The organism is Hydrogenophaga bisanensis, assembly GCF_042665135.1.
GTDB classification, from domain to species: domain Bacteria; phylum Pseudomonadota; class Gammaproteobacteria; order Burkholderiales; family Burkholderiaceae_C; genus Hydrogenophaga; species Hydrogenophaga bisanensis.
In genome coordinates, this window is the sequence record NZ_JBHTBX010000001.1 from 432,899 (window position 1) to 448,010 (window position 15,112).

The 15,112-nt window shown below is 63.7% G+C and carries 7 protein-coding genes; all 7 read right to left on the bottom strand.

The window, feature by feature from the left end; all coding sequences use genetic code 11:
* Positions 1-123 precede the first annotated feature (123 nt).
* Positions 124-828, bottom strand: a complete 705-nt coding sequence (locus ACFQNJ_RS02070; RefSeq protein WP_382253437.1) for a terminase small subunit — start codon at positions 826-828, stop codon at positions 124-126.
* A gap of 53 nt (positions 829-881) precedes the next feature.
* Positions 882-10,091, bottom strand: a complete 9,210-nt coding sequence (locus ACFQNJ_RS02075; RefSeq protein WP_382253439.1) for an LPD38 domain-containing protein — start codon at positions 10,089-10,091, stop codon at positions 882-884.
* A gap of 12 nt (positions 10,092-10,103) precedes the next feature.
* Positions 10,104-11,672, bottom strand: coding sequence for a hypothetical protein (locus tag ACFQNJ_RS02080; protein ID WP_382253441.1), 1,569 nt, complete (start codon positions 11,670-11,672; stop codon positions 10,104-10,106).
* A gap of 38 nt (positions 11,673-11,710) precedes the next feature.
* Entirely contained in the window at positions 11,711-12,451 is a 741-nt protein-coding gene (locus ACFQNJ_RS02085) for a hypothetical protein (RefSeq protein ID WP_374638873.1), read from the bottom strand.
* Positions 12,452-13,409: 958 nt separating this feature from the next.
* Complete coding sequence (locus ACFQNJ_RS02090) at positions 13,410-13,763, bottom strand: hypothetical protein (RefSeq protein WP_374638872.1); 354 nt, start codon at positions 13,761-13,763, stop codon at positions 13,410-13,412.
* On the bottom strand, positions 13,760-14,359 hold the full coding sequence (locus ACFQNJ_RS02095) for a hypothetical protein (protein WP_374638871.1): 600 nt from the start codon (positions 14,357-14,359) through the stop codon (positions 13,760-13,762). Before ACFQNJ_RS02095 ends, ACFQNJ_RS02090 begins: the two co-directional genes overlap by 4 nt.
* A gap of 7 nt (positions 14,360-14,366) precedes the next feature.
* On the bottom strand, positions 14,367-14,918 hold the full coding sequence (locus tag ACFQNJ_RS02100; protein WP_382253447.1) for a hypothetical protein: 552 nt from the start codon (positions 14,916-14,918) through the stop codon (positions 14,367-14,369).
* Positions 14,919-15,112: the final 194 nt, after the last annotated feature.

A 15,112-nucleotide genomic window follows, 5' to 3' on the forward strand; every position in this document is an offset into this window, starting at 1 on the left:
TCGCTTTGGGTGACGCATCATCCGGTGGCACTGCCAGCAAGATGATCTTCCGCGGCCCCTTCGGTTTCGCAACCTGGTTGACCATGTGTTCCAACCGATCCAGTCGACGCTGGAGTGTGATGCTCATGGTCTGATCCCTCTCTGAGATAAGGCTGCCTCCATGGCCTCCATGCGCTGCATGAGGGCATGGGTTTCGAAGGCACGCCGCTGGCCCTCGATCAAGTCAGACAGCACTTTGGCCTCGGTTGCCCCCAGGCGGCCGGATGCCAGGCCATCGAGCACCACAGCCTGAGCAAGACTGCAATCCTCCGCCCGCGTGATCTTGGGCAGGCAAAAGCGCACCGGCTTCTCGTTAAGCCCGACGAACTTCTCCAGCGCTGCCAGGCTCGTGTCCTTGGCGGCCAGCTTGTACTTCTTGACGTAGCTGATCACACCGGGCGTCTCGTCGCTTCCGGTCATCTGCACCACCTCCAGGCCGGCAATCGCTGCAGCAGTGTCCTCGTCCAACTCCTGCAGCGGCTTCGGGTTGCCCTCGTTGTCCAGCAGCTTGCGCGGGTCGAAGAACGCAATACGCATGCGCTCGCGCAGGATCCGCTCAGCCGTCAGCCCCACACGGGCCGCCAAGTCCGAGACGCCAGCATCCACCTCACGCCGAATGGCAGCATTTGTCAACAGTCGCTCCCCCTGCGATCTTGCTGTCTTGGGTGAGTAGCCAGCCCGTATGGCTGCCTGGGTGGCGTTCATGTCGACCAGGTACTCGCGCACGAACGCCATCTGCTTGATGTTCAACTCGCCGCCGGCCACCGACTCACGAGTGCCGGCATTCACCCGATGGCCGCCCTGCCCCGGCTTCCTCTCTGCCCGCTTCCCATGCGCCTTCGTCACTTGGCTGCCTCCCTGCGCACCCTTGTCACCTCGTTGTTGAGCTCAGCCATGGCCTGGGCTATGCGCATGTCGATGTCGCGCACCCACGTCTGATAGCCGGGCCCCTTGTCCTCGACCAACTCGCTGCGCTCCTTGCGAAGCTCCCGGATCCGGCGATCGACCTGGTTGGCCAGCGAAATGACGCCTGTCATCGGCTCGCGCTGCATGAAGACCTCGGCCGCGTCTCCCTTGCGCTGGCGGCCCTTGAGTTCACGCTCCGCCTCATTGATCTGCCGCAGGTTCTCGTAATACTGCTCGGACTGACCGGCCGTGCCCCGGGTGTTGCCGTACAGGCGCCCCATCAGCGGCACCTTGTACGGGGGCAGCTCATCACCGGTCACGGCTGAGGTCAGAGTCTGATTGACCTTGATCAGCTCGCGCCCCAGGCCGCCGGTGAGCTGGCCGAACACGTAGTCGATCTGGTCCGGTGTCGGGCTCCAGGCGCCAGGCCGGTACTCCGACCCGCCGGTGATCGTGTTGATCGCCTCGGCCATTGCCCGGGAAACCGACGATGCACTGTCCTTGGTACGGGTGAATCCTGGTGTCGGATCCAGGTCGCTGAAGTCCTCACGGTAGATCGGCCTGCCGGTCCAGTCCCGGTTCTGCATCAGTGCCACCACCGGATCGATGACGGTTGGAGACACCATCTGGCCCAGATTCTGCGCGCCACCCAGCGGGTTGAAGGCGTCGACCAGGATCGACAGCACGTCGCCCAGACGGCTGCCCAGCGACTTCTGGTCGTCCCCAAAGGCAAACTCCACCGCCAGGCGCCCGATGTTGGGGAACACATGGAAGCCCAGCGGCATCGGGATGGTCAGATAGTCCTCGCGCCCCAACGGAATCACGATGCTGCGCTCCTTGACGAACTCGGGGATCTTCTCCCAGTTGTCCGCCTCGTCGTCATCACCGGCACCCATCATGGCCATGCCGATCAAGGCATTGATCGCTCCCAGGGCCACCCCGCCGTACATGATCCGCTTGCCGATCGGGCCGCGCAGGGTTTCGACCATCCGGGTCGTGCCCTGAAGCGCCGCGTTGAAGAATGCGTACAGCGCGCCCAGCTCACGGGTCTGCCGGCCTTTGCGGTTGAAGTTGACCGTCAGGTTCTTGGCCAGGCTGGCGGCCTGCTCCTTGCTCATGCCCTGGTCGGTGGCCACTTTGTAAGCTGCCAGACGGACCGCGTTCTCCATCACCTCGTTGTAGTCGCTCAGCCAGTCGACCACCGCATGGGCTGCCTTGGAAACCTGCCCACGATCGAGCGCCTGCAGGTCGCGCACCAGGGCCTTGGCCCGGTCGTCGGCATCCGAGAAGAGATCACGGTACCCGGTAGTCCCGCCGACGTTCTCGAACTCCTCCCACAGCGCGGTCCACTGGCCATTGCGCGAGGCCTTGCCCCTGCGCTGGCGGTAGATGGCGCGCATGGCGGTCATCACGTGCTTGGCAACGTCTTTTTGCTTGCCGGCCAGTGGGGTGGTGCTCAGGTTCAGCAGTCCAGCCTGCACGTCGCGGGCGAAGTTGATCAGGCCGAAGATCGGGTTGTACTGCGTGTTCACGCTGGCAAACCAACGGGTTCCCTTGGCCGCCAGCCCCACAACCACGTGCAGATCGCCGATGTCCAGGTTCTTCATGGACTCGGCCAGGCGCACGGCGCTGGGGTTGTGCTCGTTGAACACGATGGACTTATCTCGGCCGGCGATGCGCACCATCACCACGTTGGGCCGATGCTTGTAGGTCGGGTCGATCGTCGTGCGCACGGTCCCGTTGCGCGGATCCACTGTCTTGACTCTCGGCGGAGCGTCCAGCACCCAGAACTCGTCATCCGGGTTCTGTGCCGCCATCAGGTACAGCTTCTTGACCACGTTGTTCTTTTCGCCGCGGGTCAGGACCGCCTCACGCTGCATGGCGATGTGGGCCAGGATGTTGGTGACCTTCTCGTTGGAGCCGACCCGGCTCTTGACCCCGGTACCCTTGACGCTGAAGCCTTGGCCGATCGGATGGCGGTCACTCTCCGGACGTGCCTCGTCGCGGTGCAAGGGCACATAGAACTGATAGGACGAACGCCAGGCATTGAGCGTGGCCTTGTCCATCAACCCGTAGGCTTCCAGATCATCCAGGGTCTTGGCCTGGATCTTGTCGACCAGTGCGGCCAGTTCCTGCATGTGCTGGCGCTTGCGCGGAGCCAGCGCGTCAATGAAGGCCTTGGCCTGGGCGTCAGACATTCCGGAGAGCGACAGCCGCTCATCCTCCGTACCGGTGAAGGCCTGCGCACCACGCCACATGGCCGCATCCTCCCGGGCAAGCTGCAGCGCTTCCTCGATCGCGGTGGTCGCACTGCCCTGTGTTTTGGCTCGCTGCAGTTGCGTCTCCAGGTCGCGTACCGCCTTGGCGGCCTTCTGTCGGTTGGCCTCCAGGATCGTGCGATTGGGGTTGCGCTGAGCGAGCACACGGTTTGCCTCTGGCGCATGCCGGGCGTGCAGGTACTGCTCGAACTCAGGCAGGCTGACCGCTCGCGCGCGCAGCTCGCCCAGCAGGGGCTTGAGCTCCTTGTCCAGAAAGTCTGCTGTCCGCTTGGCCAGGCGCTTGTGATACAGCTCTTCGCCCAGATAGGCGTCGTTGAGGTCCGTGACCGTTCCGCCCAGGGCCTTGATGTGATCGCGCAGCCGGCGCAGGTCAATCAGCTTGTCCTGGAACTCATACAGCAGGCGGTCGATGGCTGCGGGGCTGGTCAGCTCCTGGACTTTCGCCTTGGCACGGGTCCAGACGTTCTGCTGCTCTGTCGATGGCTGGGTCTGTTCGTCCTGGTCATTTCGCTGGAATCGGGGGGCACCGTCCGGGGTCGAATCCATGCGAGCCGTTGCGGAATCCAGGCCGTACTCGGCCATCACTTGGCCGGCGATCTGCATCACACGGTCGAAGTCGGTGAGGTATCGGGCGGTCCTTGGTGCGTACCCCACGGCCGCCTTGATCTGGTCGATCAGGCCACCGATGAAACCCACCAGACTCTGCAGCAAACTGGGGTTGTGATCACCGACAGCGCGCCAGAAGCCCTTGTCCATGAAGCCATCGGAGAGGATTTCCCCGATGAACTCCTCCCGCACTGCAGCATCCCTCTGCTCAGCGGTCGCGCCCTGGGGGTACGAAAACCGTGCCACCGACGAGGCCGCAAACTCGGTGCCGTATTCCTTGGCCCTGACATAAGGACGGATCGCAGCCACCAGATCGTCGTAGAGATCCGGGCGCTGCCGCTTGAGCTGGTGCCCCATTTCATGGCCCAGCACCGCAAGCTGCGGACGGTCTGACTTCGCGTTGATGAAGATCCGGTTGTCGCGCCCGGGGCGGGTCACCCCGTTGAAGAACCCGAATTCCCGGCTTAGAACACCGGCGGGGACGTCAAATCCGACGACTCGCTTGCCGAAGGCTGAGGCGATGTCGGCAAGTCCATCACCGTCAGGCAGACGAACCCATCGGAATGGACGGACGTCACGGGCACGTCGCGACCGGCCGGCGTCAATGGCGCCCCGATTTCCATCGTCAACGATGGCTTCGAGGGCCTCGATGTCGGCCAGGTCTTGGGCTGTTGGCTGGGTGTCAGTTCCATTTTGGTCAGTATAGGTGTCGTCCTTGCGGTTGAACATGGCCACGCCCTGCTCGGTCTCGCGGGTCTGGATCTGGCCGATCAGGGAGTCGAAGGCATCGCGCAGCGTCTGGCGCTCCTGGCCCACCGGGTAGAGGTACAGATCACGCTTGGCGCCGCTGGCCCTGCCCATGGCGCTGGTGGTGTCATCCACCTGCACCGGCGTTGCCGCGCGTTGCTCTGCGTCAGTCAGGAAGGTGTTTCGCTGGCCACGCTGAGACAGCTTGTCGTGCACATAAAGCTCGAACGCACGGGCAAACATCTCCGTGGGCGTGCTCCAGTAGGCCTTGCCGCCCTTCTCCCGGTCCATAGCCACGCTGTCGCGCTTGTACTGGCTGCTGACCTTCTGGGGCTCGTGAGTCGCGTCGGCATCTTCCTTGCCCGCCAGGCTGCGCACGTAGCTGGCGGAGGCCTCCAGTCCATTGGACTCGTCCAGGCTCCAAACCCGCCCGGTGGCGTCCTTGATCAGGTTGCGCACGGCGGCCACCCTGGCGCTGAACACCTGCTTGCCGGCCTGCTCGTACCCGTCACCGGTGTCGCCCTCGCGCAGCTTCTCGGCGTGCTGGTCGAACTCGGCCAGCAGATCGGCCTTGTTGCTGGCAGCGCTGTCCTCGATCTTGCCGCGGGCCACGCGCAGCCATTGCTTCAGGCGCTTTGCCGCTGACTCTTTGGCCATGGCTCGCCGGGCCTGGGCCTCACCGGGCGACTCGTTGCGCTTCTCCATGGCTTGGTAGATCGCCCGGAATGCCATGACGATCTCTGGCCGGATGCCGTCACCAAAGGTGGGAATGCCTTTCTTGCTGACGTAGCGACCATCCTCAAACACCATCCGATCAGTTGTGTCGCCCTTGTTCGCGTGCTCGGAGAGGAACGGCTCGGCATCCTTCTCCAGGCCGGCCAGCGTGGCGAAATAGTGGTCGAAGCCGTGACCCCACTCGTGGGCCAACGTGCCAGCCCCCTTTGTCTTGGTGAGGTTGATCTCGTTGTACCCCGGTACGAAGTGGGCAGCGAACTTGCCTTTGCCCTGTGCACCGAAGGCAATGCCCAGCTTTCCATTGAGGCTCATCGCCTTGGGGGGAACACCCAGGATTTCAGCCAGGTCGAGCAAGCCGTCATACGCCTGGTTCAGGTACTCCTGGCGCTCGGCCTGCTTGATCCAGCCCTCTCGGCCGAAGTTAACGCCACGGAAGCCGAACGTGTCCATCAGGCCCTGCGGGGTGACGTCCTCCCCATCCTGGCGGCGTGCAGGGCCCACCCGCTCAGCTTCCGCGATGTTTGTGCCGCGGATGTCCTGGCCGCCCGAGGTAGATCGCTTGACCTTCTCCCGTGCTGCTTCGATGGCCGCCTCCCGGGTGTCGAACTCCTGGGCGAAGGATCCGGAGTCAAGCACCAGAGCGAATTTGCCACCGGTGAACGGCTCAGCCCTGGACCAGGAGCCACGCCCTTGAACCGGGCGAATGTAGTGCACGGTTCCGCGTGCTCCGTCGTATCGGTCCAGCACGTACTCGTCCGGCCCCAGAACTCGATAGCCCTGAACCTGCCAGGCCTCGCGCTTGGCCGGCCAGCCCTTGCCCAGATCGGCAACCCACTTGCTCAGGTCTGGCCGGGTGAACTGCATAGCCGCTAGCGCCTTGTTGCCCCCGATGATCGCCAGATCCTGGTGGGCGTCTGATCCGCGGCGGAAGCGACCCATGGTCGGCACACCATCAGCAAACTGGTCTGGCCAAACCTGGCGCAGCAAGACGGTGGCCACGCCTTGAGGGTCCATGGTTTCCCGGGCAAGGTCGATCACCGACACCGGCCCGATCGCGGATGCATCGCGCTTGATGGTGGCCAGCACCCCCTGGGCGAATGCGGCGACCCGCTGGCGGTCTTTCACGAAAGAGAAAAGCCCCTCCCGAACCTTACTGAGGGTGTCGATGTAGCGCTGCAGGTCCGCGTCTGTCGGTGGTGTGCTACTGCGCACGGTCGGGCCGGCGCTGATGCCGTCATACACCTGCTTGACCAGCCGGGCCACCACCGGCGGCATGCCATCGGTGACCAGTTGCTCGTAGTCCGGGCGCGGCCAGACCTTGGCCTTGGTCACTTCCTTGAGCTTGAGGGTGTCGTTCAGGTCCTGTACGTCATCCCACTTCAGACCCCGGCCGGTGAAGTTTCGGCGGTTGGCATAGAGCTGCTCGCCCACATCCGCGATGCGAGGCTCCTCGGGCCGGACTTCTGCCGTCGGTGTTTTCGCAGCCTTCGCCTTGGGCGCCCGGACCGCCGGCTGAGAGGACTGGGCCTGCGGCGTGTTGCCGGCGATGGCCGACTGAATGGCCTTGACGATGTTGGCACGGCTTCCGGCGCCATCGAGGCGGGCAATCTCCTGCCCCTTGAACATGACCGCCGTTTGCTGACCGCGCTCCTCGAAGCTCAGTCCATGCTTGGCAAAAGCGCCGGTGCGAGCAATTGGAAGGGCCTCGCGTCGCAGCAACTCCAGATCTGCAGCTACTGGTTGGTCGGCCGCCTCGGGCTGTCCACCGGTGTCGCCGGGCTGGCTGGAACCTGCAGGTTCGACTGCGCCTGATCGGCCAGGTCGGACAGCTCCTGCGCTTCCTTCATCACCGCCGTATCGTTGTTCTGGCTCGCGTGTCGCATCAGGACCCCGGACAGCAACTTGGCCGCCATCGGGTGCTCGGCCACGGTCTTGGGCTGGATCTTGCGCATTGAGAACTCCTTGGTTTTCGAAGCCAGCCAGGATCTGGCCGGGTGTAACCTGCTCGCCGAACATATCGGCGCCAGCCGTTGTGGCCATGGCCGAACGTGCATAGTCCCGCAACATGCTGATCATGGCATCCCTGCCCAGCGCGCGGACCAGATACGAGCCCCCATAGAACATGCGCAGGGCGCCGACCGTGATCGGATCGGGCGTCTGACCGGTCATCAGGTCTGGCTGGCGGGTCAGATCGTAGAGTGAAGTCCTGTCCCGACGGGCCCGGCGCACCAGGTTGACCGCCTGCATCAGGTTGTCGGTGATGTCCGCGGCCGGGTTGATGACCCCCTGTCGGGCGCTGTCTCGCAGGTTTGCCCACTCTCCGGCCGCTGCCTTGAGGGCTTCCCCAATCGACTTGATGTCGGTGTCCAGGCTGTCGAACAACTCCCCGACCAGCTCCGCGTCGCCATAGGCGGCCTGCATCAGCGCGGCCTGCATACGCTGGCGACCTGCCGGCGAGAGCGTGCCATCGGCAGTCATCATCCCGGCCACGTCCTGACCGACCTGCTGCACCCGTCCGATGAATGTCCGAACAAAATCCCGGTTGGCTGCGCTGGAAAGATCGCCAGGCTGCAGGACTGCCAGCGCACCCGAGTTGATCAGGCTGGCATCCTGGACCGCCAGCTCTGCCGGCGACATTCCAAGCCCCTGACCCTGGCTCTTGGCCGCCATGTCAGGCGTATTGGACTGCTCAGAGTACACCCGGACAAGGATCGGATTGGGCGTGCGCTGGATCGCCTCCACCGGAACGCCGTGGGCCTGGGCGTCGGCAATCAGCTCCGCGCGGTACTGTTCGGCCGTCCCCTCCTCATAGGCAGCGCGCAGACCTGCTGTGCGGCCATTGTTCAGCGCCTTGAGAGTGCCGATCACGTTCGCGCTGAAGGCTGGGTTGCTCCGACCATCCACGAAATTCGACGGCTCCACGCTGCTCGCGTCCACCACTGCATAGCGGAACGGCACGCGCTGGCCGTCACTCATGACAGCCACATCGGTCCTGCCGCCGTTGCCCTGGGGAATCTTCACCAGCTCATCGCCCACCGCAAACACCATCGGCGCCCCTGCGTCGGGCGTCCGGCTGGTTGCCAGGCGCATGTAATCCGGGTTTCGGGCAATGTCGGCCATCTGAGCCACCGAGGCCGCCCGGGAGCGATCCCTGTTCTGCAGTGCCTGCACGGTGGGTGCAGTTTGCACTTGTCCCGTGGGACCGGACAGGGACATGGACGACTGCGAGACGCTTTGATCCGTCAGCGCTGTGAACCCAATGCGATCAGGATTCGATGACTGCTCTGGTACGGGCGTGGCGTCAGCGCCTGGCTGCTGCTGCAGGGCAGGATCCGGTTGTGATTGTGTGACCTGCTCGACATCCACCGATGCCAGCCCAGGCTCAGCAAGTACGGGCGCCATCGGCCCCTCGCTCAAGACCTCGGGCCCTGCATCGCTGGCGCCCTGCGATTCAGCGGGCTCAGGACTTGCAGCGCTCAGAGGATCCAGCTCATCAGCCCCCGGGGTAGCTTCCTCACCCGGTCCAGTCATCCCAGGCTGATCGCCAAGCGGATCGGCTTCATCGAGCTGGCGCACCAGATCCTGCGCCTCGGTCAGTTCTTGGTCGGTCAGGTCACGTGACTGCGCCAGTAGCTCCAGCTCCGCCAGACGAACATCCAGAGGGGCCAGTGCTGCCACCTTCGGGGCGGTCGGCGGTGCAGGCTGCACTGCCTCAGAGATCGACGCGCTACCACTCGGCTCACTCGCGACGGGGGTAAAGCCAGCAGATCCATCCGCGGGCGCACCAGCTTGCGCAGCCGAACCGGTCGGCGTGCCCGCCTGCTGGGCTCCCGGCTGGCTGCGGATCACATTTAAGCCGGTGGTGCCGCCGGCGACGACAGCGCCCGGACCAGACCCGATGCCTGTCTCGACAATGGTGCGCCCAACATCCTTGCCGATGGATCGGCCGTCATAGCGTGAGGCTTGGACGTTGGTGGTCACCTTGGGCGTGACCTCCTCCAGTTGCTCGCCGGCCAGTTCTGCCACGAAGGCTCGCCCGCCAGCACGCACGGCGCTGCCCGCGCCAGCCTTGCCGACGACGCTGCCCTCCAGGCCCGTCTTGCCGCTGATGAAACCGGTCAAACCGCCGACGGCCGCCACCACACGCGAATCCTTGATGGCCAGCTCTTCGGCCTCCCGGACGGTGTAGCCCTGCTGAACCAGCGTGCGCTTGATGTCCTCGAAGGCTTCGCCCCGGGCGCCGCCGGCATTGAGCACCGCATTGGTTGCACCTGCCGCTGTCGTGGCCACTTGGGCGGCTCGCGCCAGGCTTGCGCCCTTGGCCAGGGCAGCGGCCTGGGTCAGCTTCGCCGCTCCGATGCCAGGAATCATGCTCGGCAGATTGGTCACCACAAAGCGGGCGGCCAGTGCAGGGTCACTGAAATACTGTGATGCGGCCTCTGCAACCTGGGCAATCACGCCATCCTCACCGGCGGCGGTGATCGCCTCGTCGGCGCGCGCCATTTTTTTCTTCAGTGGATCAGATTGCTTGTCGCGCCAGAAGTCGGCGTTCTCCCGAAAGAACCCGGCGACGTTTCCTTCTGGTGCCACCAGGTTGGGAACCGCGCCCGCAATGGTGTTGACACCCTCAGCCAGTTGCACCGCGGTGTCCTTGGCCGCTTCCCCCCAGGTGCGTTCGCGCTCAATGGGAACGAAGCCCATGGGCTCCAAGGGCTGCGCATCAGCTACCGGAGTTTGTTGTTGCCCCTGCTCCAGCTCATCAAGCGAAATGAATCCCATGCCCGATCTCCCTCAGCGGTAGTAACCGATCAACTTGCCCTTGGAATCGAAGACCTCGTAGCCGCGATCGGTCTGCTTACCCAGCCGGTTCGCCTGCATGGACTTGTCCGCCTTGAATCGATCAGCCGCTGAGGGTGCGACCTTGCTACCCCCTTGCTGGGTTGAGGGAGGCGCGCTGGAACCGGTGCCACGGGCATCAAAGTCCTGGTCTTCTCCGTACTTGCGGCGGGCGGCCTGAGACGCCGCGCGCGCCAGCGCGGGGTCGAAGTCGGGATTTCGACCTCCCCACTGGTTGGTGGGAGTCGTTTTGCGCTTGAGTTCGGCCGGGTCGATCTCCGCAATCGTTCGACGGGACACGTCGATCTCCTGATTGATCCGCTGCTGCGAGGTGGTCAACGGCCGCGCCTGACCAGTCACCCCAAGACGGGCGGCCAGCCTCGCATCACGCCGGTCCTCCGCTTGCTCCCTGCCTTGCTGTCGAATTGACTCCAGTCGGATCTGTCGATCAAGAACCGCCTCTTCGGACTGCCTCTTGGCTGTCTCTTTCGCCTGAAATTCGACCGCGCGGACAGGATCGAGGAACAAAGCCGCCTTGCTGGCCAGCTCGTTGGCAGAGCCCTGCTCAGTTGCAACGACCTTGCCGTCCTTGTCCTGCAGATCGATCTGGAAGGTTCCAGCCCTCGGGTCGATGGCGCTGAACTTGGCGGTCAAGCCATCATTGAAAAGCTGAGAGTTGTAGAGCTGCTCGAACTGCTGCATGGCCGTCTGGGTGTCACCAAACGACAAGGCACGCACGCCGCGCGTCCACATCGTCGCGTACTGCCGGCCCTGTTGGGAGTCGATGAACTCCTGGTACTTCTGCGCTTCCTGCAGCTTTCCCTGCTTGACCAGGACACTCACGACCCGTGGTGCTGCAGTCTGGAAGTAGCTCGCCGCATCGTCTTGCTGCTGGCCAGCCCCCTGTTGCCCGTTCGCATTGCGGGTGATTCGGGAGTCTGCCTGCTCCAGGCTGCCGTCGGGACGCTGGCGCGTGATCACGACTGGGTTGTGGCCCATTGCATCGCGAAGCTCAGTATCGTCTGCTTCCTTGCGTGCCGCTGCTCTCGCCTCGCGGTCAGCCCGCTGTTGCTCCCATTCAAAGCGCTGATCCTCCCGCTTGGATGTGACCAGATCACGCCGAATGCGGGAGGCCGCGCCGGGATCACGGCGGTCGAGCACACCAGCGATGGCCAACTGGCGAGCGCTGAATTCTTCCTCGTCAGAGAGATTGCCCGCGGTACGCTTTCCCAGGAAGTCCGTCACACCTTGCTGGCTCACGTGTCCAACCTGGGTCGAGTCAGCTTTCGGGGTCACGGTGTAAGAGCCCCGCTGCTCATCCCAGCGGATGTCGTACTGGCCAGACTCGGCCGCGCGGCGCAGCTCCTCGCCCTGGGCTTCGGTGAAGCCCTTCGACTGTTCCGGTCGCGCTTTCGTGATCGAGCGAATTTCCTCAGCATCGCCGGCGGCTTGGAAGCGATCGCGCAATACCAAGCCGCTGCCCATGCCGTTGATGAAGCTCGCAAAGTTCAGACCAAAGCCCATGGTGGCCTCCTATGGTTCGTTGTGCTTGACGTCAGACGTCAAATTGCGACTGCACCCATGCCGACTGCACCCCAGAGGGCGGCGTCTTCTTGGGCGGCAGCGTTGCGCGAGTTCTGGTAGATGCCGGACTGGGTGCCGTAGAGCTGTGCTGCAGTCGAGCCCGCGCCGCTGGCTGCTCCCGCGGCGGCCGAATAACCACTGGTCATCCCCGCCAAGCCTTGATTGACGATCGTGACCCCCGCCATTCCGTTGGCAGCACTGTTCTGAGTTGCAGCCATGCCCATTGCTGGGTATCCAGCAAGCGCATTGGCAGCTCTGTTTGTGAGCTCGCGACCCTCTTCTCGAGCTTGAGCTCTTGCCGCGTTCCCTGAAGAAGCCTTGATACCGGCCTTGGCCAGACTCGCGGCATTTGCATCCACGCCAAACCGCGTGGAATTGGGGTTGACGCCCATGCGGGTGAGACTACGGACACGATCCTGGTCAGCGCTTGCGGCAGCCGTCTCAACGTCGGCCATCGCCTTGCTGGCCAGCTCCTCCTGCCGGCCGGGCAGGTTGAACTCGTTGGCCTCCTTGATCATCCGGTTCTGCTGGGTGGTGAGCTGCCCACGGCGCTCCAGCATGTACCGGCGGTCTTCTCGCGAGTCTGCATAGGCGGTTCTTGCCGCCATGAGCCCAAACTGCATCTGCTGCTGCTGCAGCGGGGCCATGGCGTTGGCGTTGGCCATGATCGACTTCGCCGCATCCGCTTGGATGTTCAGCGAGTTGATCTGTGCGTCCACCAGGCGAGGATCCGGGGGCGGAGCAGAGCCACCGCCGCCACCCAGGTACAGCCGAATGCCGTCCCCCCAATACCCATCGTGCTTACTGCGAATCAACATAGCGGCATCCTTTCGCCCACATGACGTAGATCACAACGTCGCCGCCATCCTCTGCAGCACAAACAACGGAGCTAGATTCGCATGCTCACCACGAAAACGGCGACAAACTCGATAAGTTGTCGCAGGGCAGCCGGACTCTGCTCAAGAGCTGCTTGAGTGACTGCAGGACGAGAACGTCACGCCACTAGTGCCGAGGCAGAGGATCTCGTGAAGGTCGGCTGATGCCAGGTTGGGAACGAGCGCCGTTCCTTTCGCTGACCGTCCAATCTTGGGGTCGTATATCGAAACGAGGTATGCCGATGGCTCGATGCCAAGCTCATTTGGCCAAAGGTGAAGGACGGCAAACCCGTCGGCGTCTGTCTCCACCTGCTGGACTTTCCGCAAGATGAGACCCGTTGATGTCGTCACGCTGGGACGGTTCAATCGCGCAGTGATTTGGACACCCTTTTTGGGCTCGCCGGCAGGGGAGTACATCCGACATTGCACAGAGCAGACGACTGTCATGTTGCACTCACAGTGTTGGGTTCTGATCGGCCTGGGAGATCTACATCTTCAGCTCGCAGGGCCCCAATCGACTTACTCATATCGGCCGATCTGCTGTCAGAGGCATCACGGATCTGAGTCAGTCTGCATCGCTGAAACTGCCTCGCAAAGCTGGAGCGAGTAACCACGGTCTCAGGATTGCCAGGCCGTCGGCGGTAGGCAATCGCATGACCATTCGTGTCGATCGTGGAAACCCATGGCAACTGCCCAAAGGCTGGCACGACGTTCAGGAGGTGAGACCATGCATCCTTCACTGACGCATCAGGCTGGTGTCGCTGGAACTCAACAATCCATCGGGTCAAAGGGTTGTGCGATCTCATTGCATGGCCCCGGTGAACTCCCTGGATGTGATCCAGGCCTCTCGCACCTGCACGGATGCGCACCAGCCAAGGAGCTGATGCATTGAGGACTCCAACTCTTCCCGAAGCCCAGTCGCTTGGCGAAGTGCCTGCACACTGCTGGCCAACTCAGGGCTGACCACCTCACCCGCGGCATAGCGAAGCTCTGCGACGTCCCGCTGGGTGACCTGGGTGCAGGCATCGAAGCACTGGCGCTCCAGTTCCCTGGCCAGCACCACGCTGATCGTTACCGCTTGCGTGGCCACCAGGGCCAGCGCTGCAGCCTCGGTGTGCAATGCCGGCTCGTCGTTGGTATTCACGAACGTGGTCATGCGCTGGCCACTTCTTTAAGTTCAGGCCAAAGCTGCAGGCCATTGCGCTGGTCGTTGGCGTCAAACTTCGGCTGAAAGGCAACACAGCGCCGTGGCGCGTTTTGGTTGGGCCACTCCAGAGTGCTGACCGAGGCGCGCATGCATCGGCCGGCTACCGACAAGTGATCGCACTCACCACAGGCGCGCCCTGGCTCCTTCGTGGCCACCCCGGCATGGACATCCTCGGATCTCGCATGGCGGTCATTGCGGGGAGGGACCACGCCAGCGCCGACGGCCATGGGGCTGCGCTGAGGAAGGACCTCGTACAGATCGACCAGCTTCATGCCGGTGATCCACTCCACCCGCATGGCCAAGCGATCGTGGCTGCGGGCGAGGATATCCACCGGACGATCCTCGCGTCCCTCCAGGTACCCGCGGTACCGACGCACCCCGATTCGGTCAGTCGGCCGGAAGAACGTCGGGGAGAAGTCGCCGGCCGCCTCCATGCCCGATGACCACAGATCCGGACGAAGGGTGCACGCGATGGTGCTGTCGATGACGGCAAAGCCCGTGGCTGCCAGGGCCTGATCGAGGTAGAGATTCGCTTTTGTGCTCATGGTGGTGTCACTCCTGGGTGGTGGGTTCAGATTTGCGGAAGCTCCGCCGAAAGGGTTTCAAGGGTTCGGGTGTCATAGCCTGCTCCAGCGGCATGCCACTGGCGATCCGCCGTCTCAGGGTCCGTGTGCTCAGCTTCAGACGTGAAGCCCAGACTTTCAATGGCAGCCGCTCGCCCTGCCACTCGATCGCCCGGTGCTCGCGCATCACCTGGGGCGTCATCGCTGCATCCAGCGTCATCCGGCGCAGACGGTTGGCCAGAACCTGGGGCCGAAGACCCAGACGCTTCGCCCACTGAGGAAGAGGCAGCGTCTCCCCCTGCCAGTTGATCCAGCGGGACGTGCGATACAGCCGATGTGGCTGGGGTAATTCCAGGCTGAAGCCCTGGGCCAGTCTGCTGCGCACGGCCCAGAACCCCGGCATCCCGGGCAACCTCGACGCCTCTAATGCCGTCATCACCCTGCCGTCCTTCAGGTGAACCTGGTGGCAGAACTTTCGGCGCCGCTGCTGGGCTGCTGGCTCCGTCCACAGGCAGTTGCTCGGCGTGTAGTGCCCGCTCACGTCTTTGCGCCCAAGCCAGTGCCCAGGAGTGGGAGGTAGCCCCATGTCCTGCAGGAACTGCTCGAACGTCTCCCACTGCGGGCAGATCCTGATCCCAGCTCCCCCGTACCGGTGCCAGGCGTGGCTGCTCGGCGATAGGCATCGCCTTCTCATCGCGTGCCAAGCGCTGCGGGCCCGGGTCATCTGCTGTTTCA